General features: G+C 65.6%; 8 protein-coding genes and 5 pseudogenes. 11 read left to right on the top strand and 2 right to left on the bottom strand.

Annotation, left to right across the window (positions count from 1 at the left end; translation table 11 throughout):
* Positions 1-3 precede the first annotated feature (3 nt).
* On the bottom strand, positions 4-861 hold the full coding sequence (gene thiD, locus ACQVLG_RS03200; RefSeq protein WP_354670243.1) for a bifunctional hydroxymethylpyrimidine kinase/phosphomethylpyrimidine kinase: 858 nt from the start codon (positions 859-861) through the stop codon (positions 4-6).
* Positions 862-957: 96 nt separating this feature from the next.
* On the opposite strand from thiD, the gene ACQVLG_RS03195 reads away from it, so the two are divergent.
* From ACQVLG_RS03195 to ACQVLG_RS03165, 7 genes and pseudogenes are all read left to right on the top strand, one after another.
* Positions 958-1,110, top strand: a complete 153-nt coding sequence (locus tag ACQVLG_RS03195; protein WP_010401308.1) for a rubredoxin — start codon at positions 958-960, stop codon at positions 1,108-1,110.
* 84 nt (positions 1,111-1,194) lie between these two features.
* Positions 1,195-1,617, top strand: coding sequence for a response regulator (locus tag ACQVLG_RS03190; protein WP_474292821.1), 423 nt, complete (start codon positions 1,195-1,197; stop codon positions 1,615-1,617).
* 36 nt (positions 1,618-1,653) lie between these two features.
* Positions 1,654-2,021: pseudogene (locus ACQVLG_RS03185) on the top strand (response regulator).
* 62 nt (positions 2,022-2,083) lie between these two features.
* A complete protein-coding gene (locus ACQVLG_RS03180; RefSeq protein ID WP_474292820.1) occupies positions 2,084-2,239 on the top strand; it encodes a hypothetical protein in 156 nt (51 codons plus the stop codon).
* Positions 2,240-2,271: 32 nt separating this feature from the next.
* On the top strand, positions 2,272-2,655 hold the full coding sequence (locus ACQVLG_RS03175; protein WP_474292819.1) for a chemotaxis protein CheW: 384 nt from the start codon (positions 2,272-2,274) through the stop codon (positions 2,653-2,655).
* 32 nt (positions 2,656-2,687) lie between these two features.
* Positions 2,688-4,910, top strand: a pseudogene (locus tag ACQVLG_RS03170) (methyl-accepting chemotaxis protein).
* A 41-nt stretch (positions 4,911-4,951) separates the two neighbouring features.
* Positions 4,952-10,231, top strand: a pseudogene (locus ACQVLG_RS03165) (Hpt domain-containing protein).
* 20 nt (positions 10,232-10,251) lie between these two features.
* Here the strand turns inward: ACQVLG_RS03165 and ACQVLG_RS03160 are convergent.
* Positions 10,252-11,694 (bottom strand): annotated as a pseudogene (locus ACQVLG_RS03160) (cryptochrome/photolyase family protein); the annotation flags it as partial.
* Positions 11,695-12,080: 386 nt separating this feature from the next.
* Between ACQVLG_RS03160 and ACQVLG_RS03155 the strand changes: the two are divergent.
* The 4 genes and pseudogenes from ACQVLG_RS03155 (at position 12,081) to ACQVLG_RS03140 (ending at position 14,601) form a co-directional block, all read left to right on the top strand.
* Positions 12,081-12,683 (top strand): YqgE/AlgH family protein, encoded by a 603-nt coding sequence (locus ACQVLG_RS03155; RefSeq protein WP_077408478.1) that lies wholly within the window; start codon positions 12,081-12,083, stop codon positions 12,681-12,683.
* Entirely contained in the window at positions 12,680-13,078 is a 399-nt protein-coding gene (gene ruvX / locus ACQVLG_RS03150) for a Holliday junction resolvase RuvX (protein ID WP_474292818.1), read from the top strand. Before ACQVLG_RS03155 ends, ruvX begins: the two co-directional genes overlap by 4 nt.
* A gap of 39 nt (positions 13,079-13,117) precedes the next feature.
* Positions 13,118-13,643 (top strand): annotated as a pseudogene (gene pyrR, locus ACQVLG_RS03145) (bifunctional pyr operon transcriptional regulator/uracil phosphoribosyltransferase PyrR).
* On the top strand, positions 13,636-14,601 hold the full coding sequence (locus ACQVLG_RS03140) for an aspartate carbamoyltransferase catalytic subunit (RefSeq protein ID WP_034780223.1): 966 nt from the start codon (positions 13,636-13,638) through the stop codon (positions 14,599-14,601). Before pyrR ends, ACQVLG_RS03140 begins: the two are co-directional and overlap by 8 nt.
* Positions 14,602-14,603 lie beyond the last annotated feature (2 nt).

The raw sequence follows: 14,603 nt of genomic DNA, 5'->3' as shown, positions 1-14,603 counted from the left end.
GGATTATTGGGCGCCGCGCTGGCGCTGCTGCCGGAACAGCCGGTTCGGCACCAGCTTGCCCATGCCGTGGCGCTGCGCGTGGGCCAGCGCACCGGTAGTAAATTCCTGCGCCGCCACGACCACCTGCGGCACATCGTCTTCGTTTTCCGCCAGGGCCAGCAGGGCTGTGGCCGCCGCCGACAGGGTGCTGCCGGCGCCGTTGAAGATGCCCGGCAGGTGCTGCCATTCGTCGTGGCGCACCACGCCATCCTCGCCGAACAGGGTATTGGCGCGCAACTTGCCTTCGCCCGTGCCGGACTTGCTGGCGTCGGCCGGCATGCCGGTGACGAGCACGTATTCGCAGCCCAGCGCCACCAGGTAGTCGACGTCGTTTTGCAGGGTGTCGTCCGGATCGGCGTCGCGCCAGGTCTCGGCCAGGCGCTCCAGCTCCACCGGCGAGAGCACCAGCAGTGTCGTTTGCGGGATCAGCAGCTGGCGCACGGCGGTGAGGATGTCCTCGTCGTCCATGCCCTGTTCCGGCAGCGCCGAGATGAAGGGATCGAGGATCAGCGGCACGTTCGGATAGTCGGAGACGATTTCGGCGATGGCCGTGACGTTTTCCACGCTGCCCAGCGCGCCGATCTTGATGGCGGCGACGGACATATCTTCCAGCAGCACGCGCGCCTGGTCGGAGACCCAGTCCGGGTCGACCGCCTGCACGTCTTCCACGCGCGCCGTATCGCTGATCAGCAGGCCCGTGGTGACGGACAGGCCATGGCAGCCGAAGGCTGAAAATGTGGCCAGGTCGGCCTGGATGCCGATCGCGCCGACCGGATCGGACACGCCGAAGCTTAATATGAGGGGAGAAGTTTGGTTTTGCACGGCGGGTAGATTAAGATACCTAATTCAGCATTTTACTTGATTGAAGGGTGGCAGAACGTGAGTAGCAACGAAACAACGCAGCAATTCCAAACGTGGATGTGTCTTATTTGCGGCTGGGTTTATGATGAAGCGGCCGGCCTGCCCGACGAAGACATCGCTCCGGGCACGCGTTGGGCCGATGTTCCGATGAACTGGACCTGTCCTGAATGCGGTGCGCGCAAGGATGATTTCGAGATGGTGGCGCTGTAATCAATCCGATCCACCGGATGCCGCTGCCGCACGCTGGTATCGCGGCCGCCTGTGCTATGGTATGAAAGATTGTCGAATAATCACATGACGCGACCTTTCCCGCCCGAGGCGCGGTCCGATGCCGTGTGCGCCAGCGCCACGATACTCGTCATCGACGACAGTGCGACGATACGCAGCGCGGCCGCGAAGATACTGCGCGAGGCCGGTTATTGCGTGGTGGTGGCGGAAAACGGCTTCGAGGCCCTGGCCAAGATCGCCGACTGCCAGCCGGCGCTGATCGTGTGCGACATCGTGATGCCGCGCCTGGACGGCTACCGCACCTGTGCCCTGATCAAGGCCAGCGCGGCATATCACGCCACGCCGGTGCTGATGCTGTCGTCGAAGGAAGGCTTGTTCGACCGCGCGCGCGGCGCCATGGCGGGCGCCAGCGCCTGCCTGGCCAAGCCGCTGGCGCGCGAGGCGCTGCTGGCGGCCGTGCGGCTGCACCTGGCAGGGCATTTTGAGTAAGTGTTTTTATTGATTGACAACGCAGCAAGGAAGCAGATGGCCATATACACAATTCTGATCGTCGATGACTCGCCGACAGAACGCTACTACCTGAGCGAGAGATGCTGGTGCGCGCTGGTTATGCCGTCCTCACGGCGCAGGACGGCGCCGACGCGCTGGCGCAACTCAAAGAGGCCAGGCCCGACCTGATCCTGATGGACGTGGTGATGCCCGGTGCGAATGGCTTCCAGATCACGCGCGCCATCGCGCGCGATCCCGAACTGCAGGACGTGCCGGTGATTATCTGCTCCAGCAAGAGCCAGGAAACGGACCGCATCTGGGGCTTGCGCCAGGGCGCGCGCGATTACCTGGTCAAGCCGGTGGTGGAAGCCGAGCTGCTGGCCAAGATCGCCGCGCTCTCCTGAGAATGCACACGATGCCAGGTCACGGCGTGTCCACAGCGGCCTTTCCACCTGCCGCTGCCGCCATGCCATCCTTCGAAACGGGCGTGCGGCAGGGGCGCTTGCGCCAGTATCAGCTGCAATTGATCGAGCGGATACAGGCAGCGCGCAGCGGCGCGCTGGCGGCGCGCAAGGAACTGGGCGTGATGCTCGGCGGCCGCCCCCCTGCCTGCTCGACCTGACGCAGCTCGGTGAAATCGTCATTGCCGCCGGCGTGCAGATCCAGGGCGTGCCGCTGGCACAGGACTGGTACCTGGGCCTGGCGGCCATGCGCGGACGCCTGACGGGGGTCGTCGACCTGGCCCGCTACATGGGCGAACCGGCTTGCGCGCCAGGCAATCACTGCCGCATCATCACGTTTTCTCCACGCCTGGGTCTGAACTGCGCATTGCTGGTCGAGCGCGTGCTGGGCTTGCGCCAGCTGCGCGCGATGCAGTCCGTCTCCTTGCCGGATGCACCGCCGTCGTGGGCGGCGCAGGCCCTGCGCGACAGCGAAGGACAGCAGTGGCTGCGCCTGGACTTGGCGCAGCTGGCGCAAGCGGAACGCTTCCTCGATGCCGGCTTTGGCGGCCCGGCCCTCCACAAGGACATTTGCTGATGGGCGCCCATTCTCCTATCCTGGCGGCCGGCATGCCCGAAGCGCAGCACCCGCCCGGCGAGCCGGCATCGGCAGCACCGACCTGCCGCTGCGCCTGCGCGACGCGCTGGGACGGCGCAAGTCGCTGGCCAGCGCGCCGGCCGGGGACTGGAAGCTGCCGCTGATCGGCCATTTTCCACTGCAAAAGCAGCTGAGCATCCTGTCGACGGTGATGGCCCTGAGCCTGGCCGCCAGTCTGCTGTTCGTCGGCCTCAATACGCGCAGCGGCAATATCGCCTCGGCGCAGACGCAGCTGGCCAGCGATGCGCTGATGCATTCGCAGCGCCTCGGCAAGGCCGCGCCGAACGCCGTGCAAGGCAATCCGGAAGCGTTCCGCCAGCTCGAGGAAAGCCGCAATGAACTGAATCAGGATTTCCGCCTGATGCTGCGCGGCGGGACGTATCACGGGCGCGATATCGGCGAGTCGCGTTCCGCCCTGCTGGCGGCCGTGGCCGACGCGCGCAAGAAGTGGGCCAGCAGCGACCGCGCGGCCAGCACCATCCTGCGCCTGAAAACGGAGCTGGGCGAATTCGACAACCTTGCAGCAGTTGAACCTTGCAGCAGTTGAACGCGTTGTCGCCGGCGCTGCTGGCGCAGACCGAGGAAATCGCGGCGCTGAAGGTGCAGCGCGGCGGCAATGCGCGCGACCTGGCCGTCATCGGCCGACTGATGATGCTGAGCCAGCGCATGAGCCGCAGCGCCAGCGAATTCCTGTCGTCAGGCAGCATCAGCTCGGAAACGGCGTTTTCGCTGGGGCGCGACACGACGTATTTCCGCACCGCCGTCGAAGGCCTGTTGAATGGCAGCGTGTCGCTGCAACTGGCGCCCACGCGCGACGCCGAACTGCGTGACCGGCTGGTGGCGCTGAAAGCCACTTTTGATAGTTACCAGAAGCTGGTGTCGTCGATACTCGACCGGCTCGACAAGTTCAGTTCGGCGAAAAGTGCCGAACAGCTGATCTTCAACGAGAACGAAGACCTGCGCCAGCGCTTGACCCTGCTGCAGCAGATGTACCACGTGAACCAGGAAACCCTGGGCTTCGCCTTCTGGTGATGGTCGGCGGCGTCTTGCTGACCCTGATCGCGGCGGCCGGCATCGGCCGCGTGCTGCTGCAGGACTCCGTCAACCGCACGCGCGACGCCGAGCGGCGGCGCCAGGAAGCGGAAATCCAGCGCCTGCTGTCGCAGGAAAAGGAGGAGCAGGCCAAGGCCAAGAATGAGCAGAACCAGGCGGCCATCCTGCGCCTGATGAACGAATTGCAGAAGGTCGCTGACGGCGACCTGACGGTGCAGGCAACCGTGTCGGAAGACATCACGGGCGCCATCGCCGATTCCGTCAACTACACGGTCGAGGAGTTGCGCGGCCTGGTGGGGAGGGTGACGGCGACGGCCGAACAGGTCAACCGCGCCTCGACGCAGGCGCAAAGCATCTCCAGCAAGCTGCTGATCGCATCGCAGCAGCAGTCGCGCGAAATCCAGGGCGTCAGCGCTACCGTCGTCAAGATGGCCAATGCGATTACCGACGTGTCGAAGTCGGCCAGCGTTTCGGCCGACGTGGCGCGCCAGTCGGTGGCGGCGGCGCAGCAGGGCTCGACGGCGGTGGAAAACGCCATTAAGGGTATGCATGAAATCCGCGAGCAGATCCAGGATACGTCCAAGCGCATCAAGCGCCTGGGCGAATCGTCGCAGGAAATCGGCGAAATCACCGAGCTTATTTCCGACATCACCGAGCAGACCAACGTGCTGGCGCTGAACGCCGCCATCCAGGCCGCATCGGCCGGCGAGGCGGGGCGCGGCTTTTCCGTCGTCGCCGAGGAAGTGCAGCGCCTGGCCGAACGTTCGGCCGCCGCCGCCAAGCAGATCGGCGCGCTGGTGCGCACCATCCAGGCCGATACCCAGGACGCCACCCGCGCGATGGAAAAGTCCACGCAGGGCGTGGTCGAGGGTGCGCACCTGTCCGATGCGGCCGGTGCGGCCTTGAACGACATCAGCCAGGTGTCGAAACACCTGGCCGAACTGATCCAGGGCATCTCGTTCGCCACCGGCACGCGCCGGGCCGGTTCGGCCAGCGCCGTGGCCTTGAATATCCAGCATATCCTGAGCGTGACGGAGCAGACCCAGGATGGCACGCAGCAAACGGCGCAATCGATCCATAAACTGTCGATGCTGGCGCAGGAACTGAAAAATTCGGTGTCGCGCTTCCGCGTCGCCGCCTGAACGCCGCGCCAGTCCAGGGCGATTTCCTTACCGAGGCATGCATGAGCACACCTGATAGTCCACAGCAGTCCAAGCCGTTCGACAGTGAACCTTTGTCGTGGGTGATGGTGGAAATCCGCGAAGCCCTGGGCCGCTCCAAAACAGCCCTGTTCGAGGCAGGCGGCCGCGAGCGCGAGGAACGCGCCACGGCCCTGCAGCACGCGCGCTCGCACCTGCACCAGGCGCATGGCGCGCTGGTGATGGTGGACGTGGCCGGCGCCAGCCTGCTGACGGACGGCGCGGAACAGGCGCTGGCGCGCTTTCGCGACGGCAGCCTGGAATACACGCTGGACCATACACAGATCGTCGCCGGGCTGTATCAGGCATTGACCGAATACCTGGAAGACCTGGTGGCCGGCACGCCGCCGCAGCCGACGCGCTTGTTCCCCTATTACCGTGACCTGCAAATCCTGCTGGGCGCCGAGCGCATCCACCCGGCCGACCTGTTTTTCCCGCCCTCCGCCATGCTGGAAGGGCAGGCCATCGCGCTGGCCGACACGCCGCCCGTGGCGGACTATCCTGCCTGGCGCGGACGCTTTGAAAAATCCCTGCTGCCTTTCCTGAAGGCGCAGGATGATGCGGCGCGGCGCCAGCACGCGGGCGAGCTGCACGCCACCTTGACCCTGGTGGCCGACGCGCAGCAGGAAGGGCCGGCGCGCACCTTCTGGTTCGCCATGCAGGCGTTCGCGGGGCTGGCGGCCAGCGGAGAGGGCATGGGCACGCTCAACGTCAAGCAACTGTTCGGCCTGATCAACCTGCAATTGCGCCGCCTGGCGCAGGGGACGGCCGGCCTGCCCGAAGCGATGCTGCGCGACGCCCTGTTCTTCATCGCCGCCGCACGCGAGCCGACGCCGGAGGCATGCCAGCTGCGCGCCGCCTTCGCGCTGGACGGCATGCTGCCCGCCGACGTGGAAACGCGGCGCTACGGCCAGGTTGACCAGGATGCCTTGCAAGGCGCGCGCACGGCCCTGGCGCGGGCGCGCACCAGCTGGAGCCGCCTGGCGCAAGCCGACCTCGATCCAGTCCTGGGCACGGAGTTTGACGCATCGCTGCAAGCGGTGGCGGCACACGTGGAGACCCTGAAGCAGCCGGCCCTGGCCAGCCTGTTGCGCGAATGCGCGGCCGTGGCGCGGCAAGCCGTTGCCAGCGGGCGCAGCGCGGCCCTGGAAAATGAAATCGGCATGGCGCTGCTGTTTGCCGACACGGGCCTGGAGCAGCTGCGCCGCCTGCCCGACGATTTCGCCGGCAATGCGGAAACCATCGCCGCGCGCCTGCAGGCGCTGCTGGCTGGTGATGATGCGCCGCCGCCCGTCACGGCGGGCGAGCTGTCGCGCCAGATCGAGCAGGGGCAGACCGTGGCCGCGCTGGCCGAGGACATGAAGACGGGACTGCGCCAGGTGGAAAAGGTGCTCAACGCCTATTACGCGGATGCAGCGGGTGCGGGGAGGGCGGGGGCACTCGATGGCGTCGCGCCCGTGCTGGAGCAGTTGCAGCGGCAGCTGGCCGGGCTGGGACAGGACGACGCGCGCGCCGCCGTGCTGCAGGTCGATGCGGCCGTGCGGCAGCTGGCCGGTGGCGATGCCAATGCAGACGCCAAGGCGGAATCACACGCCGAGGCGCTCGACGAGATCGCGCAGAATGTCAGTGCGCTGGGCTTTTTTGTCGATATGCTGGGCCGCAACAAGCAAGCGGCCAGCGGGCGTTTTCATTTCGATGCGGCCGCCGCTACTTTCCGTGCCCTGCCCTTTGAAAAAGTCGCCGCTGCCGGCGCCGTGCCTGTGCCCTTGCTCGACCAGGCCCTGGCGCCCGCCGCACCCGCCGGCATGGATGCCGTGCCGGCAGTGACCGACGTCGACGCGGAAATGCTCGACATCTTCATCTCCGAAGCGCGCGAAGTGCTGGCCTTTGTCGACACCACCTTGGCCTTGCCGCGCGAGCAGGCCGCCAGCGGCGACCATCTGGCCATGCTGCGCCGCTCGTTCCACACCCTGAAAGGCAGCGGCCGCATGATCGGCTTGGCGCAGTTTGCCGAAGCGGCCGGCGCCATCGAGCGCGTCATGAATACCTGGCTGGCCGAAGCGCGCCCCGTCAGCGACGATCTGTTTACCTTGCTCAATTACGGCTGGTACCAGCTCAGCGAATGGGTGGCCGAACTGGAAGGCGGCGCGGGGCGCGAGCGCGAGGCCGGCATGCTGCTGGCGGCGGCGGAGCGCGTGCGCGAAGGCGGGCCGTTCGAACTGCGCAAGCCGCGTCCGGCCACGCCGCTGGCCGGCAATGGCAATGTGATCGGACTTCCTTTTGGTCACGGCGCCCGCGCTGCACGAAGCGCCTGACGATCACCTCAAGCACGTGGGCGAACTGCGCATCAGCCTTCCCTTGTACAACATCTACCTGGCCGAGACGGATGAATTGCTGCGCGTGCTCACGCGCGACTTCGGCGAATGGCGCCATGAACAGCGCGCCGTCAGCGCGGAGGCGCTGCAAGCCGTGCACACCCTGGCGGGGACGTCGGGCACGGTCGGCTTCCAGTCCCTGCGCGACCTGGCGCACGCGCTGGAAACGGTGATCGAAACGGTGGTGCCGCCGCTGGCCGGCCTGCGCGCTGAACAGCACGATGTGCTGGAGCAGGCCACGCAGCGCATTGGACAAATGCTGCAGGCGTTCGCGCTGGGCGACCTGGCGCCAACGCAGCCGGACATGATCGAAGCGCTCAACACCCTGTGGCGCACCTTGACGGCGCCGCCCGGCGAGAGCCGGGAAGAGCGGCTCGACGCCCTGTTTGCGGCCGCTTACGCCAGCATCGTCGGCGCGCCCGCGCAGCCGTCCGAATTGCTCTCCGAGCTCCCTGTGCCGCAGCTCGAAACCCTGTTCGAGGCGACGTATGCAAGCATAGTCGCCGACGCGCTGCAGCAGCAGGAGGCTGCCGCCTTGCCGGCAGCTGATGCCGGCGCCAGCGACGACCTGTTCGATGCCGGCTTCGAGCACGCGCCGCCATTGGAGCACGCGGCGCCGGAAGCGCCGGCGCCCGCCATCATGCCGGCCGATGCAGCCGCGCTGCTGGCCGCGAGCGCCGGTATCAGCGATGAACTCGACCTCGATTTATTGTCCGTCTTCCTGGAGGAGGGCGCCGATCTGCTGCCGCAGATCGGCGAAGCGCTGCGCAGCTGGCAGCAGCAGCCGCACGACAGCGGCCAGGCGCAGATGCTGCTGCGTACCCTGCACACCGTCAAGGGCAGCGCGCGCATGGCCGGCGCCATGCGCCTGGGCCAGCATGCGCATGAAATCGAGACGCATATCGAAAACATGCTGCACGCGGGCACCGCCACGCCGCAAGCTTTCGAGGAATTGCTGGCCCATTACGACCATGCGCTGCACCTGTTCGAGCAGCTGCAGCAACCGTTGCTGCCCTTGCCGGGCATGGAAGACACGCCGGTGGCCGAACCGAAGGCGGCGCTGGTGCGCGTGCGCGCCGATATCCTCGACCGTCTGGTGAACCAGGCCGGCGAAGTGTCGATCACGCGCTCGAAGATGGAAAATGAAGTCGGCGTGCTGGGCGCTTCGCTGTCTGAATTTTCCGACAACCTGGCGCGCCTGCGGCGCCAGCTGCGCGAAGTAGAAATGCAGGCCGAATCGCAGATCGCCTCGCGCATGGCCGTCAGCAGCGAGCGCGAATTCGACCCGCTCGAATTCGACCGTTTTACGCGCCTGCAGGAACTTACGCGCATGATGGCTGAAAGCGTCAACGACGTGGCCTCGTTCCACGAAAACCTCAGCCACAGCGTCGATGCGGTGACGGACGACCTGGTGCTGCAGGCGCGGCTGACGCGCGAGCTGCAGCGCGACCTGATGCAGATCCGCATGGTGCCGTTTGCCAGCATCGCCGAACGCCTGTTCCGCGTGGCGCGGCAAAGCGCCAAGGAAGTCGACAAGCGCGTCAACCTCGACATCCGCGGCGGCGGCGTGGAAATCGACCGCAGCGTGCTCGAACGCATGGCGGCGCCCTTCGAACACCTGCTGCGCAACGCCATCGTGCACGGCGTCGAGCCGCGCGATACGCGCCTGGCCGCCGGCAAGAGCGAGACGGGCGAGCTGCTGGTGCAGGTCAGCCAGCAGGGCAATGAAGTGGCGATCGCCTTTTCCGACGATGGCGCGGGGCTGGACCTGGAACGCATCCGCGCCAAGGCGCACGGCGCCGGTCTGGTGGCGACGGACGCGCCATTGTCCGACGCGCAGGCGGCCGAACTGATTTTTACGTCCGGTTTTTCCACCGCCGACAGCCTGACGGAACTGGCCGGACGTGTGGTGTTGGCATGGACATCGTGCGCTCCGAGGCGCTGGCCCTGGGCGGGCGCGTGGAAACGCTGACGCAGGCGGGCCTGGGCATGCGCTTCACCATCCACCTGCCGCTGACCCTGGCCGTCACGCAAGTGGTGCTGCTGGCGGCCAGCGGCAAGACGTATGCCTTGCCATCGGTGCTGGTCGAGCAGGTGCTGCATCTGAAAGGCGAACAGCTGGAGCAGGTGCGGGCGGCCGGGCACGTCGAGTCGCACGGGCAGTCGCTGGCGCTGCACCACCTGTCGGCCATGCTGGGCGAGACGCCAGCGGAGCAGGCCACGCAGCGTCATGCTCCCGTGCTGCTGCTCAGGAATGGCAATGACAGGCTGGCCTTGCAGGTCGATGACGTGGTGGGCAATCGCGAGGTCGTGGTCAAGCATGTGGGTCCGCAGCTGGCGCGCATGCCGGGCATCGCTGGCGCCACGGTGCTTGGCACGGGCGACATCGTGCTGATCCTGAACCCCGTGGCGCTGGCGCAGCACCTGGAACACAATCCGGAACTGCTGTCGCAGTATGCGCTGGCCAGCAGCGAGCAGCATGCGGCCACCAGTGCGCTGGCCGCGCCTGCCGTGCGCGTGATGGTGGTCGACGATTCGCTGACGGTGCGCCGCGTGATGCAGCGTTTGTTCGAGCGCGAAGGCTACCAGGTGCTGCTGGCCAAGGATGGTCTCGACGCGCTGGAACAACTGTACGCGCTGGAAGCGGCTGCCATGCCGGCCCTGCTGCTGGTCGACGTGGAAATGCCGCGCATGGACGGTTTTGATTTGACGCGCAATGTGCGCAGCGACGACAAGACGCGCACCATCCCCGTCATCATGATCACCTCGCGCAGCGCCGACAAGCACCGCGCGCATGCCTTTGAACTGGGCGTGAATGCGTATTTCGGCAAGCCGTTCCAGGAAGAGGAATTGCTGGCGGAGGTGGGGCGCTTGCTGGCGGGCGCCTGATCTACGCTACCGCCTTGACTAGCATAGCGTTCCAGCGTCTCCTTGCGCGCCTCGTCGTGCTGCACCAGCGGCTCCGGATAGTCGCGCCCCAGCACGATGTTTTTTTGCTCGAGCAGCATGCGCGGCACCAGCCAGGGCGCGTGGATTTCCTTGTCGCCCAGCGCCTTGAGCTGCGGCAGGTAGCGGCGGATGAAGCGCCCGCCCGCATCGAATTTTTCCGATTGCGTGATGGGATTGAAGATGCGGAAGTAGGGCTGGGCATCGCAGCCGGACGACGAAGCCCACTGCCAGCCGCCGTTGTTCGACGCCAGGTCGAAGTCGTTCAGGTGCAGCGCGAAATACGCTTCGCCGCGGCGCCAGTCGATGCCCAGATCCTTGATCAGGAAGCAGGCCGTGATCATGCGCAGGCGGTTGTGCATATAGCCCGTCTGGTTCAGCTGCGCCATGGCCGCGTCCACCAGCGGATAGCCGGTGCGCCCTTCGCACCAGGCGGCAAAGGCGGCATCGGCCTCGGCTCCCGTTTCCCAGGCGATGGCGTCGTAGGCCGGTTTGAAGGCGCCGCCTGCCACGTGCGGGTTCTGGTACAGGATCATGGCGTAGAAATCGCGCCAGATCAGTTCGGCCAGCCACACGGGCGCGCCATCGCCGCCGCCGCCCCGGTCCATCAGGTCGACCACGGTGCGCACCAGATAGCGCAGCGACACGGTGCCGAAACGCAGATGCATGGACAGATACGACGGCCCCTTCAAGGCGGGAAAATCGCGCGCCACGTCATAGCGGGCCACGCGCGGCAAAAAATCCTCGAACAGCGTGCTGGCGCCCGACATGCCGGTGGGAATGGCCAGTGCGGCCAGGTTGCTGGCCTCGAACCCCAGCTCACCCAAGCTGGGCAGGGGCGCCGGCGTGCCGGCGCGCGGCGGCGCCAGGCTGGCCGCATGCGGTTCGATATCGAACGGCGCCAGGCAGCCGGGTTCGGCGCGCATTTTCTTCAGCCAGGCATTCTTGTACGGCGTGTAGACGGTGTAGGGTTTTTGCGAGAGGGTCAGCACCTCGTCCTTTTCAAAGATCACCTGGTCCTTGAAGCTGAACCACAGGCGCGCGTCGCGCGTGAGCGCGGCGGCCACCGTGGCGTCGCGGGCGATCGCTTGCGGCTCGTAGTCATGGTTGGCAAAGACGGCGTCGGCGTTCAATTCGGCGGCCAGGCGCGGAATCGCCTCGGCCGCGTCCGCGTGCAGCACGATCAGGTCGCCGCCCAGCTGGCGCAGCTCGGCGGCCAGCTCGGCCACGCTGGCATGGATGAAGTCGACACGCCGGTCGCGGCGCGGCAGCGTTGCCAGGATGGCGGTGTCGTACACGAAGACGCAATGCACGGCCTGGCTCTGGCGCAGGGCGTGATGCAGTGCAGCATGGTCAAACGCGCGCAGATCGCGCCGGAACCACACCAGGGAAGTCTTGATTGTCATTATTTCGCGTGTTCAGGGTCAAAGATAGGCGATTTTTTGCCGCCAACAGGGCTTTATGGCCGCTCGCGTCGTGCCTTTGGCGTCGCTGCGGTGGCAATTCAGTGTAAACTACCGGGTATGTTCGTGGTGCTTTATGTGCGACAGCGGTTTTGCAATCAATTTTACAATTGGCATTGAAACGCACCCGCAGGCATGGCGAATTGACCATTAATTTACAACATAACAAGAATAACGCTTGGCAACACGGTGCGCGCCGCCCAGGATGTGCGGTCGCTTGCGCCAGGCGTACGATAGCGGGGTAAGCGAGACTTGCCAGCAAGCCCACAGAGAGAGCATCGCGTATGAAAAAGAGTAAAATCGACCAGACTCTACCAGGACATCGTCTGATGCAGGGGATGGGAGAACCGGCCGCAACCGGTTCCTCCACCCTGAATCTGGCCAACCATTTCCTGATTGCGATGCCGGCCATGCAAGATCCGATCTTCGGCGGCACGGTTGTGTACGTGTGCGAACACAATGAAAACGGCGTGCTGGGCGTCGTCATCAACAAACCCACCGACATGACCATGGAAGTGCTGTTCGACCGCATCGACCTGAAACTGGCGGCCGGCAGCGACACGCCCATCATCAACGAGCCGATCATGTTCGGCGGCCCGGTGCAGGACGACCGCGGTTTCGTGCTGCATACGCCGGGCGCGCGCTATTCCTCGTCGCTGACGGTGACCGATGAAGTGGCATTTACCACCTCGATCGACGTGCTCGAAGCCGTCGCCAAGGGCGATGGTCCCGAGCGCATGCTCGTCTCGATCGGCTACTCGGGCTGGAGCCCGGGCCAGCTGGAAGACGAGATCGGCCGTAACGGCTGGCTGACGGTGGGCGCCTCGGCCGACATCCTGTTCGATTTCCCCATCGAGCAGCGTTACGTGGCGGCTATCAAGTTGCTGGGCATCGATCCCCTCATGCTGGCGAGCGAGGCTGGCCACGCATGAGCGGTGACGCCATCGACACCATCCTCGCCTTCGATTTTGGCTTGAAACGCATTGGCGTGGCCATCGGCAATAGCATGATTTGCCAGGCCAAGCCGCTCAGCGTGATCACGGAGACGGCGAACGAGCCGAAGTTCGCCGCCATCTCCAGCCTGATCAAGGAGTGGGGCGCCAGCCGCATCGTGGTGGGCTTGCCCAGCCACCCGGACGGCACGGAACACGAGATGAGCGCGCGCTGCCGGCGTTTCGCCAACCAGGTGCATGGCCGTTTCAACCTGCCGGTGGAACTGGTTGACGAGCGCTATTCCTCGGCCGTCATCGCCGCCAGGCGCGGTGAAGTCATCGACGACCGCGCCGCCGCCATTATCCTGCAACAGTATTTCGACGCGAATTATTAATCTGACCTTAGACTCCCTCCCTGAATGATTAAGAACTCTATGCCGCATCCTGCGAATCCTTCCCAACTCGACGCCGAGGCCCTGTATGCAGATTTGTTGCAGCAGGTGCGGAGCGGCCTGGCGGGCATCCCCAACGTCGCCATCGTCGGCATCCATTCGGGCGGTGCCTGGGCTGGCGGAACGCCTGGCGCGCGACCTGAACCTGCTCGACCGCCTGGGCGTGCTCGACGTCTCGTTCTACCGCGACGACTTCGCCCAGAAGGGCCTGCATGCCGACGTCAAGCCGACGCAAATCAGCTTCGACGTGGCCGGCGCCACCATCCTGCTGGTCGACGACGTGCTGTACACGGGCCGCACCACGCGCGCGGCCATCAACGAATTGTTCGACTATGGCCGCCCGGCCAAGATCATGCTGGCGGCCCTGGTCGACCGCGGCGAACGCCAGCTGCCGGTGGCCGCCGATTTCGTGGCCGCCTTCACTGCCGTGCCGGCGGGCCAGGCCCTGGTTCTGAAGCAAGCCGACGATGGAAAATTCACGCTCACCATAGATACCCACCATGCTTAATCCGCAACTGAATAAACACGGCGAACTGCAACATCTGTTGACGATCGAAGGCTTGCCGAAGTCTATCGTCAACCACATCCTCGACACGGCTTCCTCGTTCGTCGGCATCTCCGACCGCGACGTGAAAAAGGTGCCGCTGATGCGCGGCAAGAGCGTTTTCAACCTGTTCTTTGAAAACTCCACGCGCACCCGCACCACCTTCGAGATCGCGTCAAAAAGGCTGTCGGCCGATGTCATCAACCTGAACATCCAGGCCTCGTCGGCCAGCAAGGGCGAGTCCCTGCTCGACACCATCGACAACCTGTCGGCCATGCATGCCGACATGTTCGTCGTGCGCCACGCGCAGTCGGGTGCGCCTTACCTGATCGCCAAGCACCTGATCGACACCAGGCAGCCGCACGTCCACGTGGTCAACGCGGGCGACGGACGCCATGCGCACCCGACCCAGGGCTTGCTCGACATGTACACGATCCGCCACTACAAGAAGGATTTCACGAACCTGACGGTGGCCATCGTGGGCGACATCCTGCACAGCCGCGTGGCCCGTTCCGACATCCACGCGCTGACCACCCTGGGCGTGCCGGAAGTGCGCGCCATCGGCCCGCACACCCTGCTGCCGGGCGGCCTGGAGCAGATGGGCGTGCGCACCTTCACCAACATGGATGAAGGCCTCAAGGGCGTGGACGTGATCATCATGCTGCGCCTGCAGAATGAACGCATGAGCGGCGCGCTGCTGCCGTCGGCGCAGGAATATTTCAAGAGCTACGGTCTCACGCCCGAGCGCCTGGCGCTGGCGAAACCGGACGCCATTGTCATGCATCCGGGCCCGATGAACCGCGGCGTGGAAATCGATTCGGCCGTGGCCGACGGTCCGCAGGCGGTGATCCTGCCGCAGGTGACGTTCGGTATCGCCGTGCGCATGGCGGTGATGAGTATTTTGGCTGGTAATCAGGGCTGATA

Source organism: Janthinobacterium sp. TPC_1, assembly GCF_056037845.1.
This window is presented reverse-complemented; position numbering and strand designations above follow the sequence as displayed.

What these genes read in the sequence shown, in the direction of transcription:
- ACQVLG_RS03140 (WP_034780223.1), top strand. Translation starts at nt 13,636, where the DNA reads ATGCTTAATCCGCAACTGAATAAACACGGCGAACTGCAACATCTGTTG.
- ACQVLG_RS03155 (WP_077408478.1), top strand. Translation starts at nt 12,081, where the DNA reads ATGCAGGGGATGGGAGAACCGGCCGCAACCGGTTCCTCCACCCTGAAT.
- ACQVLG_RS03180 (WP_474292820.1), top strand. Translation starts at nt 2,084, where the DNA reads ATGCCATCCTTCGAAACGGGCGTGCGGCAGGGGCGCTTGCGCCAGTAT.
- ACQVLG_RS03190 (WP_474292821.1), top strand. Translation starts at nt 1,195, where the DNA reads ATGACGCGACCTTTCCCGCCCGAGGCGCGGTCCGATGCCGTGTGCGCC.
- ACQVLG_RS03195 (WP_010401308.1), top strand. Translation starts at nt 958, where the DNA reads ATGTGTCTTATTTGCGGCTGGGTTTATGATGAAGCGGCCGGCCTGCCC.
- ruvX (WP_474292818.1), top strand. Translation starts at nt 12,680, where the DNA reads ATGAGCGGTGACGCCATCGACACCATCCTCGCCTTCGATTTTGGCTTG.